This is a genomic window from Siphonobacter sp. SORGH_AS_0500, assembly GCF_031453245.1.
GTDB lineage: Bacteria > Bacteroidota > Bacteroidia > Cytophagales > Spirosomataceae > Siphonobacter.
This window is the reverse complement of record NZ_JAVIYT010000001.1, coordinates 4,418,421-4,440,217: the sequence shown is the minus strand read 5'-3', so window position 1 is coordinate 4,440,217 and position 21,797 is coordinate 4,418,421. Positions and strand designations below refer to the sequence as shown.

Genomic DNA, 21,797 nt, shown 5'->3' with positions numbered 1-21,797 from the left:
ATGGGAAAATCATTAATATTGTTTTCCCATTTTATCTACCTAATCTAATGTTCCGCTATTTTTTAATAAGTGCACTTTTGCTATTTTGGGCAGAGTGTGGATTTACTCAAAGCAATTTCCAAAAAGGATATATTGTAAAAACAGAAGGGGATACTTTATTCTGTTATATTGACTACCAGGATTGGTCCGATAGCCCATCTGAAGTCTACTTTAAAAGAGATCTTACCCAAAAAGAAGAACGTCTAGCGGCTTTAAGTAGTAAGGGTTTTTACATCGAAGGTAAAAATGAACACTATGAATCTCATTTGCTTAATCTTTTATACGTAGGCATTGAGGTATACGAAAGTCGCCCGGATCACTATTTTCAGCAAACGTTATTTCTTGAAAAACTTTGGAGTAATACAACCATTAGTCTGTATTACGGACAGAGTGAAAAAGACGGTAAACCCCGTTTTTTTATTAAAGATTCTACTTCCTTCTACGAGTTACTTAACTACAGCTACTATAAAGAAGTCAACGGTCAGAACTATCTGGTTAAGATTGAAGAATACAAAAAACAGCTCAGCCAGCTTACAAGCGATGCGGTAGGTTTTTCAATGCCTACACCATCTTATGCTGAGCGATATCTTATCAAATATTTGCAGGCCTATCATGAAAAACGCACCGGAGGGCAGTCGGTAAAGTTTAGAAAGGAAGATGAGCGTTCTTCCTTTTATGTAGGTTTGAGTGCAGGGTCAGAGCGGTTAAACATTACCAACATCCGGCAGAAGGAAAATAATCTAAGTCTGGGGCTGGCTCTGCGAATTAATTTCCCTAGGAATCATCAGAATACCTTTATTAAAACCGCCTTCTATGTCACACCCAAAATGATGATTTTTGACGAACTAAATCAAAAACAGGGTGCTGGTCGAGTAAATAACCTGGAATTAGTAGCTGGTCAATACATTGGTAGCGGCAAAATTCAGCCCTTCTACTCACTTGGAATGACGTATTTTGAAACCCCCGTCAAGTCTTTTGGGTTTATAACGCCGACCATAGGAATCGCTTATAAAAAACAGATGGAACTAGAAATAGCTCATTTTTCACCTCTGTTTTTTCAGATTCAGGATGAAACTCCTTCTTTAATTCCTACCCGGATTACTTTCAACTATTTCTTTAAGGCTAGATAAATAGAACTTAGATAGCTTCTATTCAGAATTGGAATGATAGCTCAGCTAGTCATTGCATTTAGCGAGAAGAGGCTTAACAAATGAAGTTTTATCTAGATGTAATACTTTTAAGATTTACCCTATGCTTTCCCGATCTCTATTAATCTTACCATTTGTTTTTATTTCATTTATTACAACGTTAGCCCAAACCCAATTTCAATCCGGCTATATTGTAGTCAATCCATCCGATACGTTGAGGGGTTACATCAATAATAAAGACTGGGATATCAGCCCTACTCAGATCGCTTTCAAAAAAGATCTTTCCCAGAAAGAACAAATTTTTACGGTTGAGCAGATTTCTGCTTTTTATATTGAAACGGATCAGTCGATTTTTGAATCCCGTCAATTAAAGCTTTTAATTGTTACTAGTGATCTCTATGCTTCTATACCTAATACCTACGTAGAGCAAAAGGAATTTATTGAACGAATCTGGACTAACGGGGCTATTAACCTGTATCGTGGAAAGAGCCCACGCGATGAGCGAGAACGTTTCTTCATTAGTCAGTCCAACCGTTTTTACGAATTGGTTAATTTCAAATACAATAAAATTAAAGATGGTCAACAATACAGTGTTACCATTGATGAATATAAGGATCAGCTTGCTCAATTAACGGCCGGAACATCGGGTTTTTCTGCTTCAGCACCTACGTATTTTTCTAGTCAAATTATTAAGTATCTCAATGCATATAATGAAAAATTAACGGGTCATAAACAGGTTAAGCAATCAACGGAGCGAAAAATGGCAATCTTCGTAGGATTAGGAGCCGGGATTGAACGATTAAATAGTTATGATCTAAATCGACGTGATAACGATTTCACTGCAGGACTTGCGGTAAGGGTGCACTTCCCACGTAATCATCAGCGGTCTTATCTAAAAGCCAGTTATTTTATGACTCCTAGTATGTATTACTATAATATATACACGGAGCAAGGTCAGCCTCAATGGGGAAGTGCAGCTGAAGTGTCAGTAGGAACCTATATTGGTTTAGCCAAGGTTCAGCCATTTATTAGCGTTGGTTTTGGACATTACTGGATATCTCCACCTTCGAGTAAAAGAATTCTGTACCCTACCTATAATTACACGATTTTACAGCCGAGTGCAGGCATCAGTTACAAGAAGCGTTTAGAGCTGGAAGTATCTCATTTTACTAGCCTCTTTTTCAAGAGCAGAGCAGACGCTACCTTTTTCGTTCAGCCAAGAATTTCTTTAAATTATTATATAAAAATCAAATAATAAACTATATTGACCCTCTTTTATGTTATAAAGTACAATTCAATAGAAGTACATATCATGAATACAGTATCCGAACTACGGGAGCTGGCTGCCAATTTAGCGGCTTTCCCAACCGAAGAAGAGAAACTAGAGTTTTTACATCGGCAATTAGCCGCATTTTCCAATCTTTCTCCCGAACATCAAACCCGCCAGCTTCTGGAATGGGAAGCTTTTCAGGAAAAAGACCATAAGATTGTAGCAAAACCCATTGCTAGTGCAGAAAGTAAAAACGCTGCTTAGTTTTTAGAATTTTAGTTTGAGCAGGTTTGACGGTGTTTGAAGTTTGAGAGATTATTTACTTTCAAACGGGTTCAAACGGTCAAACCTGCTTCTTTTAACCCCCGTTTGCTGTGCTCCGTGTCCCTGCCTTCATGCATGCCCATGAATTTGAATCCCTCAAGATTCAGGACATGACCTTTGTGGCCTATCGAAATCAGGACCCTCCGCTACGTAACGAAGTATTTTTTGAAGAACACGCCGTTATTTTCGTGCTGGAAGGAGAAAAGCGTTTTCTGGCTCCCGAAGGCGAAACCCGGGTAAAAAAAGGAGACGTCGTATTTATTCGAAGAGGTTATTACTTTATGCAGGAAGCCTTAGACCGGGCGTATCGAAGTCTGGTTTTTTTCTTTCATGAAAAGCTATTGAAATCCTTCGTTGAGCAAAATATTGAATTAATCTCCGGTCCACTGCAGAAACGGGAAATTGAAAACCCATTACTGGTGTTTGCTGGTAATGAAAGCCTAAGTGCATTTGCCGATTCGATTTTTCCTTATTTTCAGCGTCCTACACCGTTTTTAAATCAATTTCTACGACTGAAATCCCACGAGTTATTATTGCTTTTGATGGAAAATGACGAAACGGGTCAGTTAAAGGCTTTCCTTCATAGCTTGTATCAGGGAGAAAAACTTGATCTGGAATGGTTGCTGAAAAGTTATTACCTCAAACCGTTGTCCTTAAATGAGTTAGCTCGACTGTCGGGGCGGAGTCTTTCGGCTTTTAAACGGGATTTTGAAAAACAGTTTGCCAGTAGTCCCGCCGCGTGGATTCGAAAAAAGCGACTGGAACACGCTGTTTTTTTATTGGAAAACTCTGGAAAAAACGTCTCCGAAATCAGTTTGGAAATAGGGTATGAAAGCGTTTCCCATTTTATTAAAGCCTTTAAGGAACAATACGGCTCAACGCCCACTTTATATAATAGGACTAAAAACGCTATCGTTTGAACGTTTGACGATAGCATGAATTTAGATTGATCCCCCACTTTTGTAATCAATATTGATTTCCTGATCACAATGAGCAATACCCCTCAAACATTATTCGATAAAATCTGGGACAGTCACGTCGTGAAACGCCAGGAAGGATACCCCGATGTGGTATTTATCGACCGTCACTTCATTCACGAAGTAACCAGCCCTCAAGCATTTGATGGGCTGCGTAAACGCGGAGCCAAAGTTTTTAACATTAACCGTACGACGGCTACGGCTGACCATAACGTTCCTACCAAGGATCAGCACCTGCCCATCCGCGAAGCTCTTTCACGGCATCAGGTAGAAAAACTGCGGGAAAACTGCAAAGAGTTTGGCATTGAACTTTACGACTTGTTGCACCCCTTCCAGGGTATCGTACACGTCATCGGACCCGAGTTAGGTATTACGCAACCGGGGATGACCATCGTCTGCGGCGATTCTCATACTTCGACCCACGGAGCTTTCGGTAATGTAGCTTTCGGCATCGGTACGTCAGAAGTAGAGCAGGTCTTGACGACGCAGTGTATCATTCAGTCGAAGCCTAAGAAAATGCTTATCGAAGTCAACGGAACGCTGGAAAAAGGCGTGACGGCTAAAGACTTGATTTTATACATCATCGCTAAAATCTCAGCGGCAGGTGCGACGGGTTATTTCGTCGAATACGCGGGTGAAGCCATTCGCAACCTGACAATGGAAGGCCGAATGACGGTATGTAACATGAGTATTGAAATGGGAGCTCGCGGCGGAATGATTGCCCCCGACGAAGTAACGTTTGATTATATGCGAGGTCGCCGCTTTGCACCTCAAGGCGAAGACTTTGACCGCAAAGTAGAAGAGTGGAAGCAGTTGAAAACTGACGAAGGTGCTCAGTTTGATAAGGTATTAACCTTCGATGCTGCCGATATCAAGCCGATGATTACTTACGGAACGAATCCAGGTATGGGTATCGGTGTGACGGATCACGTGCCAACGCTGGAAGAGATTCCTGCTACGGAGCAACCTTCTTTTCAGAAGTCATTGAATTACATGGGTTTACAGCCCGGTGAAAGTCTGCTGGGAAAAGCTATTGATTACGTTTTCATTGGATCATGCACGAACGCCCGCATCGAGGATCTTCGCGAAGTAGCTGAGTTTGTGAAAGGCAAGCAAAAGGCTAATGGGGTAGAGGTGTGGATCGTACCCGGCTCTAATCAGGTAGCTGAACAGGCCAAAGCCGAAGGGCTCGATAAAGTTTTTGAAGGAGCCGGTTTCGAATTACGCGGTCCCGGTTGTTCGGCTTGTCTGGGTATGAACGAAGACAAGGTACCCGCAGGCAAATATGCCGTGAGTACGTCTAACCGAAACTTCGAAGGTCGGCAAGGACCTGGAGCTCGTACGTTGCTGGTTTCTCCTCTGACTGCCGCTGTAGCTGCTGTTACGGGGAAAGTGGGCGACATCCGGGAATTGGTGTAAGAGTAGTTGTTCGTTAATGGTTGTTTGTTGTTGGTAGAATTTACGGAATTTCGTTGTTCTACTACATTCAACCTAACGAAATAATGTCTTACTCTACTTATGCCGAACTAAAAGTTTGGAAGGAATGCCGAATGTTAACCGCTGAGGTGTATCGGGTTACTAGAGGGTTTCCTAAAGAAGAACTTTTCGGATTAACCAGCCAAATGCGTCGCTGTGCGGTGTCTATTCCTTCCAATATTGCGGAAGGTTGTGGTCGAAATCATTTTAGAGATTCTTTACAGTTTTTCTTCATTTCCAGAGGATCCCTGTATGAATTGGAAACGCAGATGTACATCGCCAGCGACCAGAATTATATTCTTGAAAGTGAGGTAAATACGTTGTTTTCTCAATTGTCAACTTGTAAAAAACTGCTTAACGGATTTATTAAATACTTTGAGCAACTGAAAGACAAACAACAGACAACGAATAACTAGTAACACAATGAAAGAAACAATAACCAAATTGACTTCACAGGCGGCTCCGCTGCCTATTGAAAATATAGATACGGATCAGATTATTCCCGCCCGTTTTTTAAAGGCAACTACTCGTGAGGGTTTTGGCGATAACTTATTCCGGGACTGGCGTTATAATTCAGATGATACGCTGAAGGCGGATTTCGTTTTGAATGATCCTACCTATAAAGCCGCCAGAATTCTGGTAGCGGGTAAGAACTTCGGTATGGGTTCCAGCCGTGAACACGCAGCCTGGGCGATTCACGATTACGGCTTCAGTGTCGTTATTTCTAGTTTCTTTGCGGATATTTTCCGTAATAACTCGCTCAATAACTTTGTATTACCCGTTCAGGTATCCGAAGAATTCTTGACCAAGACTTTCGCCGCCATCGAAGCGGATGCTCAGGCTCAGATTACTGTTGATTTAGAAAATCAGCAGGTAACTCTACCCGACGGAACGGCGACTTCTTTTGAGATTAATCCCTACAAGAAAAACTGTCTGATGAATGGCTATGATGATATCGATTATCTGATCTCATTACGCCCAGAAATCGAAGCGTTTCAGGCAGCTCTTTAATCTCGCCACGAAGGCACAACGGCACTAAGTTTCACAAAGAATGAACCATTACCAGCCTATTTCAGGGGAAGCAGAAAGAATTGGTAAAGCAATATTAGATGCCGCCTTCAAAATTCATACGTCACTCGGGCCTGGTATGCTGGAAAGAGTATATGAAGCTTGTCTGGAACATGAGCTAACAAAAAATGGATTTTCTGTTAGAAGGCAACAAGGAGTACCTATTATTTATGATGGGATTATTTTCGAGGAAGGGTTTAGACTGGACTTATTAATCAATGATCTGGTTATAATTGAAACGAAAGCCGTTGAACAATATCATCCAGTTTGGGAAGCCCAACTGATTAGTTACTTGAAATTAACAGGCAAACGCTTAGGTTATCTTATAAACTTCAACGTACCACTATTAAAACAAGGCGTCAAAAGGATTGTAGTATAAAACTTAGTGAACCTTTGTGTCTTAGAGTCTTAGTGGCAAAAAAAGAATGCAGAAGCACATTTTAGTAATTCCCGGTGATGGGATTGGTCAGGAAGTGACAGCCGTTTCCAAGCAAGTAGTAGAAGCCATTGGCCAGAAATTTGGTCATGAGTTTACGTTTGATTATGCCCTAATTGGTCACGCGGCCATCGAAGCCACGGGTCAGCCGCTCCCTGAAGAAACCATTGAAAAGTCGAAAGCTTCCGATGCCATTTTATTCGGTGCCGTAGGACACCCCAAATACGATAATGACCCTTCGGCGAAAGTACGTCCTGAGCAGGGGCTTTTAGGCATTCGCAAAGCTCTGGGACTGTACGCAAACCTTCGTCCCATCAAACTATTTGATGAGCTTTTGGAAGCGTCTAGCATCAAGGCAGAAATCCTTCGCGGAGCGGATATTCTCTTCTTCCGGGAATTAACCGGCGATATCTACTTTGGTGAGAAAGGACGCCAGGACGAAGGAGCTACCGCGTATGATATTGCAAAATACAGTAAATACGAAGTAGAACGCATTGCTCACAAAGCCTTCGAAGCTGCTCGGAGCCGTCGCGGAAAATTGTGTTCGGTTGATAAAGCCAACGTTTTGGAAACGAGCCGTCTGTGGCGTGAAGTTGTGCAGGAAATTGCAAAACAGTATCCTGACGTAGAAGTAGAGCACCAGTTTGTAGATTCGGCGGCCATGATGCTTATTAAGGATCCCCGTCGTTTTGACGTGGTGTTAACGGCTAATCTATTCGGGGATATCCTGACGGATGAAGCCAGTCAGATTGCGGGTTCCATGGGTATGCTGGCTTCGGCTTCGGTGGGAGATTCGGTAGGTCTTTACGAGCCCATTCACGGTTCAGCTCACGACATTACCGGAAAAGGCGTGGCCAATCCTCTGGCTTCTGTACTCTCGGCGGCTCTCATGTTGGATATTTCTTTTGGTATGAAAGCCGAAAGCGAAGCCATCATTGCAGCGGTAGATAGCGTATTGAAAGATGGGTTCCGTACGGGAGATATTGCTGACGCTACTACAGATGCTTCCAAAATCCTGGGAACGGATGCCATGGGGGCAGAACTGCTTAAGCGGATTGCTTAATCCTCAAAGCGAAAAAAGGTAATAAGAAAGTCCTCTTGTTACACAATAAATATTTGTCAGAATCAAATTTCCGGCTATTTTTGTCCTCACAATAGAAACCGCCTGTGTTATGTTTGCGAAGACTCTCAACCTTTCTCTTATTCTTCTCGGTCACACTGTCTGAGAACGGGAGCTGGTTGTAGCCATACTCAGCCCTTTCTCAGACTTCTGGGAAAGGGTTTTTTTATGAGGCGTTTTTATTGTTTTGACTTGATAAAGAAATCCCCGCTTGTTTATCAGGTTTAACCTAACCAAGCGTTAATTCACGATCACATTGTTTACTTATGAGCCAAAGAATTCAAATCTTCGACACCACCCTGCGGGACGGCGAGCAAGTGCCCGGCTGTCAATTAACTACCGAAGAAAAAGTAGTAATTGCCAAGGAACTTGAGCTTCTCGGAGTGGATGTTATTGAGGCGGGCTTTCCGATTTCAAGTCCCGGCGATTTTCGCTCCGTGGAAGAAATCTGCAAGGCAGTAACCGAGCCTACGGTTTGTGGACTTACCCGAGCCGTTGAGAAGGATATTGAAGTAGCCGCTGAAGCTCTCAAGCATGCCAAACGTCCCCGGATTCATACGGGTATCGGTTCCTCAGACGTACACATTCTTCATAAGTTCAATTCCACCCGTGACCAAATTCTGGAACGGGCCGTGAAGGCCGTGAAGTATGCCAAGAAATTCGTTGAAGACGTGGAATTCTTTGCCGAGGATTCGGGTAGAGCAGATCTCGAATTTTTGGCTCGACTGACCGAAGGCGTTATTAAAGCAGGTGCTACGGTAGTAAACCTTCCTGATACAACGGGTTATTTACTTCCCGAGCAGATGTACGAGCGTATTTCGTATTTGTTTGCCAACGTAACTAACATTCATCAGGCAACGATCTCTATGCACTGCCATAATGACTTAGGTCTGGCAACGGCGAATACCCTGGCTGGTATTCGGGCTGGAGCTCGTCAGGTGGAGGTAACCATCAACGGTATTGGTGAAAGAGCGGGTAATACTTCGTTGGAAGAAATTGCCATGGCTCTGAAAGTACATAAAGATCTGGGATTTGAAACGGGCATTGATTCTACACGTCTGTACCCCCTTTCGAAGCTGGTATCTGGCATGATGCGGATGCCCGTACAAGCTAACAAAGCCATCGTAGGCCGTAATGCTTTTGCTCACTCTTCGGGTATTCACCAGGATGGGCACTTGAAAAATTCATCTAACTACGAAATCATTAACCCTGAAGATGTAGGAGTGCCTAGCTCAGAAATCATTCTGACGGCTCGTAGCGGACGGGCTGCTTTGCGTCACCGTCTACAACTTTTAGGCTTTAAATCAGATAAGCTGGATATCGATAGTCTTTACGAACGATTTTTATTAATGGCCGATGAGCGTAAGATGATCCACGATCAGGATCTGATGGAGCTGGTAGGCTAAGCACATAACTTAATCAGGATGACAAAACGGTCTGTGGATTTTTCCCACAGACCGTTTTTCGTTTCTAACAAGCTGAATCTATGCGAATTGGTTAAAAATTCATTTAAATCGAATAAGATTATACATATAATAAATTATAATATTGCTGTAATTTATATATTTGGAATTGATTACTTCTAAACTCTATGAAAACGACTACTAATCGACTCGTGAGCGAAGAACCGCTCTTATGGAAAAAATTCATCAGAGGAGATCGTCAGGCTTTTCAGGAACTCATTCTTTCGCATTACAAGCCATTGCTTAATTACGGCATGCGATTTTGTCGCGATCAGGATTTCGTTGAGGACGTAATTCAGGACCTCTTTATTTACTTATGGGAGCATAAGGAAGATTTGACAGAGACACCGGCTTCCGTTAAAAACTACCTCTTTAAGGCCTTTCGCAACCGGGTTATCTTTGACCTGAAGCAACATCAGCGATTAACTGATTTCTCTGAAAAACATGAGGATCGGGATGATTTTCTAGAAGGGGGCATTCAGGATAGCTGGATCCATACGGAAACTGAAACGCATCTGAATTCCCATTTGGCTTCAATTGTCTCCCAACTGCCTGACCGCCAACGGGAAGCCTTATTTCTGAAATATTATCACGACTGCGATATTCAGCAGATTTCGGATATCATGGGTATTAACCGGCAATCCGTTTCCAATCATCTTCAGAAAGCCATTCATTACTTAAAAGGCCATGTTCAGAAACAGCAATTGTTTTTTAACATCATTGGCTGTTTACCTCTATTACTAACGGATTTTTAGTCTTACACCTCCGTTCCCTTCATACTTAATCTGCTATACAGGGCTTTACTCTCAGGAAAAGAGTAGAATCTGGTTTCATGGAAAATTATTTTAAGAAAATTTATTATCAAAGAGTATATCCATGATCCATTTTCCTAATCGTATTGAAGTAAGCTCTCTCTTTAATTATTTCATGGATAGTTATAATGATTTCAAGGTAGAGGATTTTCTGGAAAACCCGTCCTTTCGGCATTGGGTCTATGGAAAAGCAACACAATCAGAAGAAAATTTCTGGGTCGCTTTTCTATTAAGATATCCCGAAGCAGAAGACGCAATCAGCCAGGCAAAACATCTGCTTCAAGCCTTGACAGAGCAAGAGATTGAGCTTTCAGATGCTTATATCAAGGAAAGATCCAATGAAATTATAAGTCAGCTAGCTCCCGAAACGCCTGTTTATCAGTTACGCTGGTGGAGATGGAATATCGCGGTGGCTGTTTTTGTAGCTCTGGGAGCTATAGCCGTTAGCTGGATCTATTGGAAATCGCAACGGCCAGTAAAAGCCGAATGGGCACAAGTAACTACGCCGGTAGAAAAGGATAAAAAAGGTTGGGAAATCGTCAGAAATACAAGTCAGCGGACGAAGCTGGTGTTATTACCCGATGGCAGTTCACTGCTTTTGCAGCCTAAAAGTCAAATAGAATTTCCGACCATCTTTCAGGCAGATAAACGGGAGGTAACGCTAAAGGGAGAAGGCTTTTTTGAAGTTAAAAAGAATAAAAAGCAACCCTTCTATGTCTACGCTAACGAAGTAATTACGAAGGTAACCGGTACAAGTTTCAATATCCGGGCTTTTGATACGGACGAAGAAGTGAAAGTAACGGTCAAGACGGGGTCAGTGGCGGTTTATAAAAAAGAGCAGAGCCAAACGCCTTCGATGATCGTATTACCTAAACAGCAGGCCACCTTTGAGCGACAGGATTACAGTCTCCATCTCAAAAATATTACGTTGCCTGAACTATCAAGTCTCGAAAAAGAAACCTTTTCTTACGTTCATACACCGATCAAGGAAGTATTTGAAAAACTGAGTAAAACCTATGGAGTAGCTTTTCAGTACGATTCGGAGGCCTTGAAGTACTGCTCTCTAACGGCAGTATTGGATGATCGGCCCTTACAGGAAAAGCTAAACCTGATATGTACCGCTATTGAAGCCAAGTATGAATATCGTAATGGCGAAGTAGCTATTTACGGAAAAGGCTGTACTAAACCTTAATCAATTTCTAGTTTCTTCTTGACGATTTGCCTATGTAGAACTTTAACACCCCAATGAAAAAAAAGCCCCCGATGTTGCCGCATCGGAGGCCGAAAAATCTCCCCTTAAAAGCTTGCAAAAAAATGCACATCCTCTCAGAAAGGATGCAGGGGATCTGTTTGTCTAATTGGTTTATTAAACCTCCCAAATTTATGCAAAAAATTAGCTACTCAAACAAACTGCTGTACGACCTTATGAAAGTCAGTTTTGTGCAGTTTTTCATGGCAGTAGTTTTTGTTGGAGTCAGTCACGCACATGAGAGCTCCGGACAGGAAGTTCTCCGCCAACGAGTTACTATTGCCGTAAAAAATCAGGAACTGGAAGAAGTATTGGCTCAACTTTCGAAAATTGCCCACGTTCATTTTTTATATAGCCCTGAACTGGTGGCTTCTAATCGTAAAGTGAACCTGACTCTCCGCAACCAGCCCATTGGTTCGGCTTTACAGGAGTTGCTTAACCCTCTGGAATTAACCTACCAGATCATGGATGAGCAAATTGTAGTGAAGCGGAAACCCATGCTGGCCGCCCATACGGTGATGATTTCTGGTGAAAAAATCACTAAAACCGAAACGACCGAAACACCCGCTGATATTTCTATCAAAGGGGTAGTGCTTGGTGAGGATAACCTACCTCTGGTAGGTGTGAGTGTGCAGGTAAAAGGAACGACTATCGGAACAACAACTAAAGCCGATGGCTCCTATCAACTGACGGTGCCTAACAGCGAAGCCGTACTTATTTTCAGTTACGTGGGTTACCTCAAACAGGAAATTCCCGTAGGAACCAAGTCGACCGTTGATGTAATTCTACAAAGTGATACTCAGTCTTTGTCAGAGGTAGTCGTAGTAGGTTACGGTGAGCAGAAAAAAGAAACGGTAACGGGTGCGGTGACTACGGTAAAAGGTACGGATCTGGTGAAATCTCCCGCCGTTAACTTATCGAACTCTATTGCTGGACGGATGCCAGGTGTAATCGCCGTGCAACGCAGTGGTGAGCCAGGTTATGACGGAGCCGGTATTCGGATTCGTGGTACAAACACGTTGGGTAACAGCGATGCCTTGATCGTAGTAGATGGAATTCCGGCACGGGCGGGTGGTTTTGACCGCATTAACCCAGCCGATATCGAGACGATTTCTGTATTGAAAGATGCTTCGGCTGCCATTTACGGTGCCCGGGCCGCCAACGGGGTTATTTTGATTACAACTAAACGCGGAAAAACGGGTAAGCCTGAGTTATCCTATTCCTTTAATCAGGGTTTCTCGCAGCCAACGGTTATTCCTAAACTGGCGAATTCTTCTCAGTTTGCGGAAATGCGTAATGAGCTGGAAATCTTTAACTTACCTGCCAATGAATGGCGGGCAGCCACGGATGCGTTCCGCTCTACAGGTAGCTACACGCGTCCAGACGGAACGGTAAAAGCAGCTCCTTATAAACCCGAAGATTTCCAGAAATTTGCGGACGGTTCAGATCCCTGGTTCCACCCCAATACTGACTGGTTTAAAGATGCTTTGAAAACTTGGTCTCCGCAGTCGCGGCACAATGTGCAGCTTAGTGGAGGTACTGAAAATGTGAAGTATCTGACTTCTATCGGCTATCAAAACCAGGATGCGTATTACAAAAATTCAGCCACGGGTTACAAACAGTATGACCTTCGTTTGAATCTGGATGCGAATATCAATAAGTACGTACACGTGAGTTTGGGAAGTATTGCTCGTCAGGAAAACCGTCGCTTCCCTACGAAAGGAGCTGGAACCATTTTCCGGATGTTGATGCGTGGTCTGCCTACGCAGCCAGCTTACTGGCCTAATGGCATGCCTGGCCCTGACATTGAAAACGGTGAAAACCCTGTGGTAATCACGACAAATCAGACGGGATATGACCGCGATACGCGTTATTACTGGCAAACGAACGGTTCGATTGATATTAAAATTCCGGGTGTAGAAGGACTGAAATTTACCGGAACGGCTGCTCTGGATAAATACATCAGACAAACCAAACGCTGGGAAATCCCCTGGTATCTGTATACATTCCAGGGAGCGTACGAAAGTGATGGCGTAACGCCTGTTTTAGTACGAGGCAAACGTGGTCCTGCGGAACCCCGACTGACCCAGGGTAATGAAGATCAGTTGAACGTACTGTTAGGTGGAATCGGAACCTACGAACGTAAGTTTGGAAACCATGCCCTGACGGTTTTAGCGGGTGTGAACAAGGAAACCGTTCGTAACGATAACTTCAGTGCATACCGTCGTTACTTTATCTCTACCGCTATTGATCAGCTTTTCGCGGGTGGTGACCTGGAGCGTACGAACAACGGTGGTGCCTGGGAACGTGCTCGTTTGAACTACTTCGGTCGGGTGGCCTATAACTACAAAGAGAAGTATCTGGCTGAGTTCCTGTGGCGATACGATGGTTCTTACATGTTCCCCCAAGCAACCCGTTACGGATTCTTCCCCGGTATCATGGCTGGTTGGCAGATTTCAGAAGAAAACTTCTTCAAGAACAATGTCAACTTCGTGAATTACCTGAAACTGCGGGCTTCATACGGCCAAATGGGTAATGACCAGATCTATTATAACGGGTCCCTTCAGGAATATCAGTATTATTCGACGGCAGGTTTTGGTACGTACGTAATCAATAACCAGTTACAGAAAACGTTGTATGAGTCTCGCGTTCCTAACCCTAACATTACCTGGGAGGTAGCTAATAACTCAAACATCGGTCTGGAAGGTCAGTTGTTCAATGGAAAAATCAACTTCGAGTTTGAATATTTCTACAACAAACGGACGAGTATCCTCTGGCGTAAAAATGCTTCCATTCCTCAAACAACGGGTATGAACCTGCCTGCCGAGAACATCGGTAAAATGCAGAATACCGGTTTTGAATTCAAGGTTGGTCACAACGGACAGAAGGGTGATTTCCGCTATAACATTAGCTTCAACGGAGGTTACGCCAAAAACAAAGTTCTCTTCTGGGATGAAGCAGCAGGAGCCCCTGCCTGGCAGCGTACGACGGGTAAACCCCTGAATGCATTCATGTTCTATCAATACGACGGGGTATTCAAGGACCAAGCCGATATTGATGCCACGCTTGCCAAGGTGGATTACTCAGCCATTACGAATACCGTTCGTCCTGGAGATATGAAGTACAAAGACTACGATGGCAATGGAAAAATTAATCCAGATGATCGCGTTCGTGGTAACAAGAACACCATTCCTACGCTGCAAGGCGGTTTGAACGGCTCGTTCTACTACAAAAACTTCGATCTAACGGTGTTATTCCAGTACGCTACGGGTGCTCAGTTGTACGTTAGTACGGGTGAATCTGGAAGTATTGGTAACTACCTGCTGGACGTATACCAACACCGCTGGACAGTGGACAATCCAAGTGATAAACACCCCCGGATTGCGGACCGTAGTAACCAGTATTATTCTTACGACAACACGTACTGGCTGCGTAGCTCCGATTACATTCGTCTGAAAAACCTGGAGTTAGGCTATACCCTGCCTTCAACCATCAGCAAGCAGATTGGCATGAATGCAGTGCGTTTCTATGTAAATGGTCTGAACCTCTTTACAGTGGACAAACTGAAAGTGTACGATCCTGAAGCAGATAATACTACGGGTCAGTACTATCCCCCTGCTCGCATCATCAACACGGGCTTGTCTATCACATTCTAAGGAAGGTTAGTTTGGGTGCTATTGTTCTTACCTAAGGATAGCATCCAGGCTTGAAATGAAATACATACTATGAGAAAATCAATTCAAAAACTGGGTTTCGTTGCGGTGCTGGCGTTTATGGCTTCCTGTAATGGAGACTTTGTTAATAAGCAACCCCTGGGAGAAGTGGTTTTGTCAGGAGTCTGGCAGGATGGACCACTGGCGGAGGCGTTTGTGAGCGAAATCTACAACGGCTTTGGTCAGGGAGGTTTTGATGAACAGATGCTGGCTTCATTGACCGACGAGGCTCTATTTACCCACCCAGGTCGGGGCATTAACACCTTTACGGAAGCTCGCTCCAATCCGGCTGACATCGGATGGATCAATAATACCTACGAGTGGGGAGCCATGTACAGCCGGATTCGGGCTTGTAACCTGGCTATCGAGAACCTGAGTACCCCTCAGTTCAGCGATGCTACCTTGGCGACTCGATTATTGGGAGAAGCTAAATTTATGCGGGCGTATTTTTACCAGCAACTAACGCGATATTACGGTGGTGTACCCATCATTGATCGTGCCTACAAACTGGGAGAAGCCGATTATACGGTAAAACGGAATACCTACGAAGAATGCATCACTTTCATTACGAAAGACCTCGATGATGCCGCTACGGCTTTGAAAGGAAAGTCATTACTTCCCGGTCGGGCTACTGAAGCGGCTGCTCTGGCTCTTAAATCACGCGTGCTATTGTATGCCGCCAGTGATTTACATGATATCCCTACGGCTAAAACGAAATCAACCACTATTGCTGGCTTTTCCAATCCCGAAGTGTTAGGGTACACCAGTGGTAGCCGGGCTGATCGTTGGCAGAAGGCAAAAGCAGCGGCAAAAGCTGTCATAAGCCTGGGTTCGTATGGATATGAGTTGAACTTGTCGGCTCCCGTTTCCAAAGATCAGGGAACCACTAACTACATCAATGTATCCACTGCTAAGAACGGTGGAGAGAAAGACCTGATTCTGGGTCGTTATTTCACGGATCTTAAGGACGAAGCCGGAGCCTGGGTAGGCCGTAACAACGGACCCAACGGTTACCACAACTGGGCAGGTAATACTCCACTTCAGAATTTGGTGGATGATTATGAAATGATGGATGGTAGCAAGTTTGACTGGAGCGATGCTACGAAAGCGGCCACGCCTTACCAGAACCGCGATCCTCGCTTCTACGGTACAATCCTTTACGATGGAGCACCCTGGAAGCCCCGTCCTTCGGATGTAGCGGGTAAAGACCCCAACAACCAGATTCAGACTGGGCAGTATCAGGTAACCAACTCCAGTGGAGCCGTTGTTGCGGTGGCTGGTTTAGATACTCGTCAAAGTTCAGTAGAAGACTGGAACGGAAGTCGTACGGGTTATTACATGCGTAAGTTCATTGATCCGAACCCATCGATTGTTGATCAAAATACTCGTCAACAGGTTCCCTGGCCTTTGATCCGTTACACGGAAGCGGTACTTAACTACGTTGAGGCCTGTATCGAATTGGGAGAAGATGCCGAAGCAAAAACGTACCTTAACAAAATACGTTTCCGGGCCGGTATGCCTGCGATTACTGAAACGGGAAGTGCCCTCCGGGACCGCTATCGTAACGAACGTCGTATTGAAATGGCTTACGAAGAGCAACGCTATCACGATGCCCGTCGCTGGATGATTGCTCCAAACACACTCGGTCAGCAGGCTCGGATTGTCCAGATTACGGGTACGCTCAAATCGGGTAAGACGGTAAGTCTCTACAAATACGATCCAAACAGCTATACCTACAAATATCAGGTTACCAACATTGATCCCGGTATTGAGAATCGTAAGTGGCTGGATAAAATGTATTTTGTTCCTATCAATCGGGATGAAATGAACCGAAATAATAAACTGGTTCAAAACCCAGGTTACTAATCTCTTAGAAAGGATAAAATACTTTTACCAAATAATCTACGTCTGAAAGGGCGTAGATTATTTTCGTAAAATAGGCTAGGCACTGTTCTTCGCAACGTGAATACCTGGTTCTCGCGTGTCCCCCCAAACTGAAACTTTGCATGAATCGCTTTTTACCCCTGAGCCTTCTGGTTCTTATTCTGGCTTGTCAGGAAAAGGACAAAAAGGAAGGTCTTCCTGCCGATAATGGTCCCTCTCTTTTTAAAGAACTTTCTACGGATCAGACGCATATCGACTTTAGTAATACCTTATCTGAAGGGCTGAATACCAATATATTAATGTATGAATATTTCTACAACGGCGGGGGGGTAGCCGTTGGGGATCTGAATAATGATGGCCGGGATGATCTGTACTTTACGGCTAACATGACTCCCAACAAACTGTACCTAAATCAGGGCAATTTACAGTTTAAAGATATTACGGATGCTTCGGGAGCGGCAGGCCGACCCGGTCCCTGGAAAACGGGTGTAAGCATGGCCGATGTGAATGGCGACGGCAAGCTGGATATTTACGTGTGTTATTCGGGGAATGTATCTCCTGAGAACCGCACCAATCAGCTTTTTATTAATCAGGGTGTGAATGGAAATGGAATTCCGCAGTTTAAAGAATTGGCTCGGGAGTATGGGCTTGACCAGCCCGCTTATAGTACGCAGGGGTCTTTTTTCGATTATGATAAAGACGGCGATCTGGACCTTTTTTTACTAAATCATAATCCTAAATCGCTGCCTGTTCTGGATGAGGTTGCCACCAAAGAAATTCTCAAAAAGGAAGATCCCAGCGTTGGTTCCAGATTGTTTGAGAATACGGGTAATCACTTTAGGGACGTTACGGCAAAGGCGGGCATCCAGAGTGCTTCCCTGTCGTATGGACTTGGAATTGGAATTTCAGATATGAATGGTGACGGCTGGCCGGATCTTTACATTGGGAATGACTATGCCGTTCCAGACTTTCTATACATCAATAATCAGGACGGAACTTTCCGTAATCAAATTCAAAACTACTTACGGCATACGTCCCAATTTTCAATGGGTAATGATATCGCTGACATTAATAACGACGCTCTGCCTGACATTTTTACGCTGGATATGTTACCCGAAGATAACCGGAGGCAGAAACTGTTGATGAGTGCGGACAACTATGAAAAATTTGAGTTGAATCTGCGTTCGGGATTTTATTACCAGTACATGCGAAACATGCTTCAGGTAAATAATGGAGATGGGAGTTTCAGCGAAATCGGTCAACTCGCGGGTATTTCCAACACCGACTGGAGCTGGGCTGCTCTATTTGCGGATTATGACAATGACGGCTGGAAAGATCTCTTCATTTCTAACGGCTATCTGCGGGACTACACCAACATGGATTTCCTGAAATACATGGGCGATTTTATGAAAAATCGTCAGGGTAATATTCACCGGCAGGATGTACTGACGCTGGTTCAGCAGATTCCGTCCTCTAACGTAACCAATTATCTATTCAGAAATAATGGGAACCTGACCTTTAGTAATGTCAGTGCGGCCTGGGGAGTTAATCAGCCCCTGAATAGCAATGGAGCTGCTTATTCAGATCTGGACAACGACGGCGATCTGGACTTAATCGTCAATAATGTTAATCATGTCGCTAGTGTGTATGAAAACCAGTCGAGTCGGAAGAATCATTTTTTGAATGTAAAACTCGAAGGCAAGGCGGGGAATACCCAGGGAATTGGGGCCAAAGTAATGATTTCAGTAAATGGGCAACGCCAATTTCTTGAGCAGATGCCTACCCGAGGGTATCAATCGAGCGTGTCCTCTGTACTGCATTTTGGATTGAAATCAGCTACTCAGATTGATTCCCTGACTATTACCTGGCTGGACGGTTCACAGCAAACGAAAACGGCTGTCAAAGCTGATCAGTTACTGACGCTTAAACAGTCTGAAGCCTCTGCTGGCAAAAAGCCTGGAACTAGTGAAGCCCCCTGGTATCATTCCGTTAAGTCTCCCGTATTGGTTCAGGCAACGTCCAATTCCTTAAATGATTTCAAGCGACAACCTTTACTGGTTAATCCGCTGTCGTTTACGGGGCCTTGCATGGTAAAAGCCGATGTAAACGGGGATGGATTAGAAGATGTATTCGTGGGCGGCAGTAATGGAAAGGTAGGGGAGTTATTCCTCCAGCAAAAAGGAGGAAATTTCACTCGTAAACAGAGTTTCCAGACCTCCAGCGAAGACGCTGATGCCTTATTTGTCGATGTAAACAAAGATAATTTCCCGGATTTATACGTGGTGAGTGGCGGTTACGGTGACCTCATGCCTAACGATGCCCGGTTGTCGGATCATTTGTATTTGAATGATGGTAAAGGAAATTTCGCACTCAGTAAAGGAGCCTTACCCACTATGATCGCTAGCAAAAGTTGCGTTCGGGCCGCCGATGTGAACGGTGATGGAGCCATGGATTTGTTTGTGGGAGGAAGAGTAATACCCGGGCGGTATCCCGAAACACCACCGAGCTTCCTGTTAATCAACGACGGTAAAGGAAATTTCAGTGACCAGACGGCAAAGCTAGCCCCGGCGTTGGCTCGTATAGGAATGGTAAGTGATGCAGCCTGGCTGGATTTAAATCAGGATAAGAAACCGGATTTGGTAGTGGTAGGCGAGTGGATGCCCATTACGGCCTTTGTAAGTGGTGGGAATACCTGGACGGATCAGACGAGTAAATACTTCCCAAAATCTTATCGGGGGTGGTGGAACAAACTGCTGGTGGACGATGTAAACGGCGATGGACGAATGGACTTGTTGGGAGGTAATCAGGGCCTGAATACCCAATGCAAAGTTTCCGACCGTGAACCCGCTGAGCTAGTGTACAAGGATTTCGACGATAATGGTTCTGTGGACCCTATTCTTTGTTTTTACATTCAGGGAAAAAGCTATCCCTACGTCTCTCGCGATGAATTGCTTGATCAGATGAGTATCATGCGGACGCGATTCCCGGATTATAAAAGCTACGCCGAAGCCACGCTTACGGACATTTTCACCCCAGAAGAATTACAGGGCAGTACGAAGCTATCGGCGAATACCTTACAAACGACTTTATGGTTACAAACGCCTAAGGGGACCTTTCAGGAACAGGCCTTACCCATACAGGCTCAGCTGGCTCCGGTATTTACCGTGACCAGCCTCGACTTTGACCAAGACGGTAAAAAGGATCTGCTTCTTTGTGGAAATGTTAATAAAGCTCGACTGCGTTTCGGGAATTGCAATGCCAATGATGGGGTACTATTGAAAGGAGACGGCAAAGGACAATTTCAGTACATTCCTCAACGCAAATCCGGCTTCCTGTTACGCGGTGATGTGCGGAGCGTATTACCCCTGGAAAACCGTCTGCTTTTTGGAATCAATCAAAAACCCCTGGAAGCGTATCAACTCCGCAAGCCATGAAAAAATACAGTCTCTTTTTATTGCTGATTACTTTGTTTAGTTGTTCGAAAGAAAAGCAGCCCGAGGTATCTCCCGAAGCCCTAACCGGGGTTTTGAATGAGATGACGGAGATCATGATTCATGATGTAACCAATCCGCCGCTGGCTGCCCGCTTTTTTTCCTACGCCTGTTTGTCGGGGTATGAAGTCATGGCCCAGCATGACTCCTCCATTCACAGCATGTATGGGGTATTGAACGGTTGTCCCAAAATCGAGCAACCGCAGGGATTAGAATCGCACTCGGCTTCTCTGGCGGCAGTTTTGGCAGTCATGGAAACGTCAAAGAAAATGCAGCCTTCGGGCAGTCGCATGGCGGCTTATGAAAAGCATTTTCTTGATTCCTGCAAGGCCATTGGGTTTTCGGAACAAACGCTGGAGCATTCTCAAAAATATGCCGAGCAGATTAGTCAGCAGTTACTTAAATACGCAAAGAAAGATCGCTATAACCGCATTAGTAACTATCCGCGTTATCAGGCTAAAAATCAGGAAGGGAACTGGTATCCTACACCCCCGGGGTATTTTTCGCCCGTAGAACCTTATTTTGCCACGGTTCGTCCCTTTACCCTCGATACCTGTTCACAGTTTAAACCGGTTCCGCCGGTTGCCTTTTCAAAGGATAAAAACTCTGAATTTTATAAGCTGATGCTTATTAATGTTGAGGAAAAACTCCCGGACGATCATAAGGAAATTGCCGCTTTTTGGGACTGTAATCCCTTTGCTTTGGAAGATAATGGCCACCTGATGGTGGGCATGAAGAAAATTTCTCCGGGGGCTCACTGGCTGGGAATTACGGGCATAGCCTGCAAAAAAGCGGGTTTGAATTTAGCTCAAACGCTCAAGATGAGCACCATCGTTTCCATTACCCTAATGGATGGATTTATTTGTTGCTGGGATGAGAAATACCGCAGTAATCGCATCCGCCCCGAAACGGCCATTCGGCAGTTAGTCGATCCTAACTGGCGACCCTTTCTGCAAACGCCACCTTTCCCGGAGTACCTCAGCGGGCATTCCACTATTTCAACGGCTGTTGCTACGGTGTTAACGCATTATTTAGGGGACCATTTTGCTTATACCGATACGGTTGAAGAACCCTTTGGACTCAAAGCCCGCTCGTTTACTTCGTTTATGCAAGCCGCCGATGAGGCGGGGATGTCTCGTTTATACGGAGGTATTCACTTCATGGACGCTATTGTGAATGGCCGTACGCAGGGGGAGAAAGTAGGAGCCTGGGTGATTAAAAAACTGGAAAGAAAAGGCCTGGAGGAAAACTTCGTTATGAGCTTCAGCTGTATCAATTGGATTGCATAAAACTGATTAATAAAAAAGGTACTTCAACCCAGGTTGAA

The 21,797-nt window shown here is 44.4% G+C and carries 16 protein-coding genes; all 16 read left to right on the top strand.

The annotated features are described in order from the left end of the window. Nucleotides 1-47: 47 nt before the first annotated feature. Nucleotides 48-1,169 carry a hypothetical protein gene (locus QE357_RS18720; RefSeq protein WP_309710643.1) on the top strand — a complete coding sequence of 374 codons (1,122 nt, stop codon included), beginning with the start codon at nt 48-50 and terminating at the stop codon, nt 1,167-1,169. A 121-nt stretch (nt 1,170-1,290) separates the two neighbouring features. Continuing rightward, nucleotides 1,291-2,442 (top strand): hypothetical protein, encoded by a 1,152-nt coding sequence (locus tag QE357_RS18715; RefSeq protein ID WP_309710637.1) that lies wholly within the window; start codon nt 1,291-1,293, stop codon nt 2,440-2,442. A 57-nt stretch (nt 2,443-2,499) separates the two neighbouring features. After that, a complete protein-coding gene (locus QE357_RS18710) occupies nt 2,500-2,721 on the top strand; it encodes a hypothetical protein (RefSeq protein WP_307141335.1) in 222 nt (73 codons plus the stop codon). Between the two features lie 110 nt (nt 2,722-2,831). Continuing rightward, the gene (locus QE357_RS18705) at nt 2,832-3,701 is read left to right on the top strand and encodes an AraC family transcriptional regulator (protein ID WP_106637183.1); all 870 of its coding nucleotides are present in this window, start codon (nt 2,832-2,834) and stop codon (nt 3,699-3,701) included. A 69-nt stretch (nt 3,702-3,770) separates the two neighbouring features. After that, on the top strand, nt 3,771-5,177 hold the full coding sequence (gene leuC / locus QE357_RS18700) for a 3-isopropylmalate dehydratase large subunit (protein ID WP_106637184.1): 1,407 nt from the start codon (nt 3,771-3,773) through the stop codon (nt 5,175-5,177). A gap of 83 nt (nt 5,178-5,260) precedes the next feature. After that, nucleotides 5,261-5,650 (top strand): four helix bundle protein, encoded by a 390-nt coding sequence (locus tag QE357_RS18695; RefSeq protein WP_309710632.1) that lies wholly within the window; start codon nt 5,261-5,263, stop codon nt 5,648-5,650. A gap of 7 nt (nt 5,651-5,657) precedes the next feature. Next, nucleotides 5,658-6,245 carry a 3-isopropylmalate dehydratase small subunit gene (gene leuD, locus QE357_RS18690; RefSeq protein ID WP_309710629.1) on the top strand — a complete coding sequence of 196 codons (588 nt, stop codon included), beginning with the start codon at nt 5,658-5,660 and terminating at the stop codon, nt 6,243-6,245. A 40-nt stretch (nt 6,246-6,285) separates the two neighbouring features. Further along, nucleotides 6,286-6,681: a GxxExxY protein gene (locus QE357_RS18685; RefSeq protein WP_309710626.1), complete on the top strand. Its 396-nt coding sequence runs from the start codon at nt 6,286-6,288 to the stop codon at nt 6,679-6,681. A gap of 46 nt (nt 6,682-6,727) precedes the next feature. Beyond that, on the top strand, nt 6,728-7,801 hold the full coding sequence (leuB, locus tag QE357_RS18680) for a 3-isopropylmalate dehydrogenase (RefSeq protein WP_309710623.1): 1,074 nt from the start codon (nt 6,728-6,730) through the stop codon (nt 7,799-7,801). A gap of 323 nt (nt 7,802-8,124) precedes the next feature. Next, entirely contained in the window at nt 8,125-9,264 is a 1,140-nt protein-coding gene (locus QE357_RS18675) for a 2-isopropylmalate synthase (RefSeq protein ID WP_106637189.1), read from the top strand. 185 nt (nt 9,265-9,449) lie between these two features. Continuing rightward, a complete protein-coding gene (locus QE357_RS18670; RefSeq protein ID WP_106637190.1) occupies nt 9,450-10,076 on the top strand; it encodes an RNA polymerase sigma factor in 627 nt (208 codons plus the stop codon). Between the two features lie 121 nt (nt 10,077-10,197). Further along, nucleotides 10,198-11,325: a FecR domain-containing protein gene (locus QE357_RS18665; RefSeq protein WP_309710617.1), complete on the top strand. Its 1,128-nt coding sequence runs from the start codon at nt 10,198-10,200 to the stop codon at nt 11,323-11,325. A 191-nt stretch (nt 11,326-11,516) separates the two neighbouring features. Continuing rightward, complete coding sequence (locus QE357_RS18660) at nt 11,517-15,038, top strand: TonB-dependent receptor (protein ID WP_309710614.1); 3,522 nt, start codon at nt 11,517-11,519, stop codon at nt 15,036-15,038. Between the two features lie 69 nt (nt 15,039-15,107). Beyond that, a complete protein-coding gene (locus QE357_RS18655) occupies nt 15,108-16,961 on the top strand; it encodes a RagB/SusD family nutrient uptake outer membrane protein (protein WP_106637192.1) in 1,854 nt (617 codons plus the stop codon). A gap of 140 nt (nt 16,962-17,101) precedes the next feature. Further along, nucleotides 17,102-20,413, top strand: coding sequence for a VCBS repeat-containing protein (locus tag QE357_RS18650; protein WP_309710611.1), 3,312 nt, complete (start codon nt 17,102-17,104; stop codon nt 20,411-20,413). Next, entirely contained in the window at nt 20,410-21,759 is a 1,350-nt protein-coding gene (locus QE357_RS18645; protein ID WP_309710609.1) for a vanadium-dependent haloperoxidase, read from the top strand. The genes QE357_RS18650 and QE357_RS18645 overlap by 4 nt, the downstream gene beginning before the upstream one ends. Nucleotides 21,760-21,797 lie beyond the last annotated feature (38 nt).

Bases quoted from the DNA above. Each gene is read 5' to 3' on its own strand.
- QE357_RS18720 (WP_309710643.1), top strand. From the start codon at position 48: ATGTTCCGCTATTTTTTAATAAGTGCACTTTTGCTATTTTGGGCAGAG.
- QE357_RS18715 (WP_309710637.1), top strand. From the start codon at position 1,291: ATGCTTTCCCGATCTCTATTAATCTTACCATTTGTTTTTATTTCATTT.
- QE357_RS18710 (WP_307141335.1), top strand. From the start codon at position 2,500: ATGAATACAGTATCCGAACTACGGGAGCTGGCTGCCAATTTAGCGGCT.
- leuC (WP_106637184.1), top strand. From the start codon at position 3,771: ATGAGCAATACCCCTCAAACATTATTCGATAAAATCTGGGACAGTCAC.
- QE357_RS18695 (WP_309710632.1), top strand. From the start codon at position 5,261: ATGTCTTACTCTACTTATGCCGAACTAAAAGTTTGGAAGGAATGCCGA.
- leuD (WP_309710629.1), top strand. From the start codon at position 5,658: ATGAAAGAAACAATAACCAAATTGACTTCACAGGCGGCTCCGCTGCCT.
- QE357_RS18685 (WP_309710626.1), top strand. From the start codon at position 6,286: ATGAACCATTACCAGCCTATTTCAGGGGAAGCAGAAAGAATTGGTAAA.
- leuB (WP_309710623.1), top strand. From the start codon at position 6,728: ATGCAGAAGCACATTTTAGTAATTCCCGGTGATGGGATTGGTCAGGAA.
- QE357_RS18675 (WP_106637189.1), top strand. From the start codon at position 8,125: ATGAGCCAAAGAATTCAAATCTTCGACACCACCCTGCGGGACGGCGAG.
- QE357_RS18670 (WP_106637190.1), top strand. From the start codon at position 9,450: ATGAAAACGACTACTAATCGACTCGTGAGCGAAGAACCGCTCTTATGG.
- QE357_RS18665 (WP_309710617.1), top strand. From the start codon at position 10,198: ATGATCCATTTTCCTAATCGTATTGAAGTAAGCTCTCTCTTTAATTAT.
- QE357_RS18660 (WP_309710614.1), top strand. From the start codon at position 11,517: ATGCAAAAAATTAGCTACTCAAACAAACTGCTGTACGACCTTATGAAA.
- QE357_RS18655 (WP_106637192.1), top strand. From the start codon at position 15,108: ATGAGAAAATCAATTCAAAAACTGGGTTTCGTTGCGGTGCTGGCGTTT.
- QE357_RS18650 (WP_309710611.1), top strand. From the start codon at position 17,102: ATGAATCGCTTTTTACCCCTGAGCCTTCTGGTTCTTATTCTGGCTTGT.
- QE357_RS18645 (WP_309710609.1), top strand. From the start codon at position 20,410: ATGAAAAAATACAGTCTCTTTTTATTGCTGATTACTTTGTTTAGTTGT.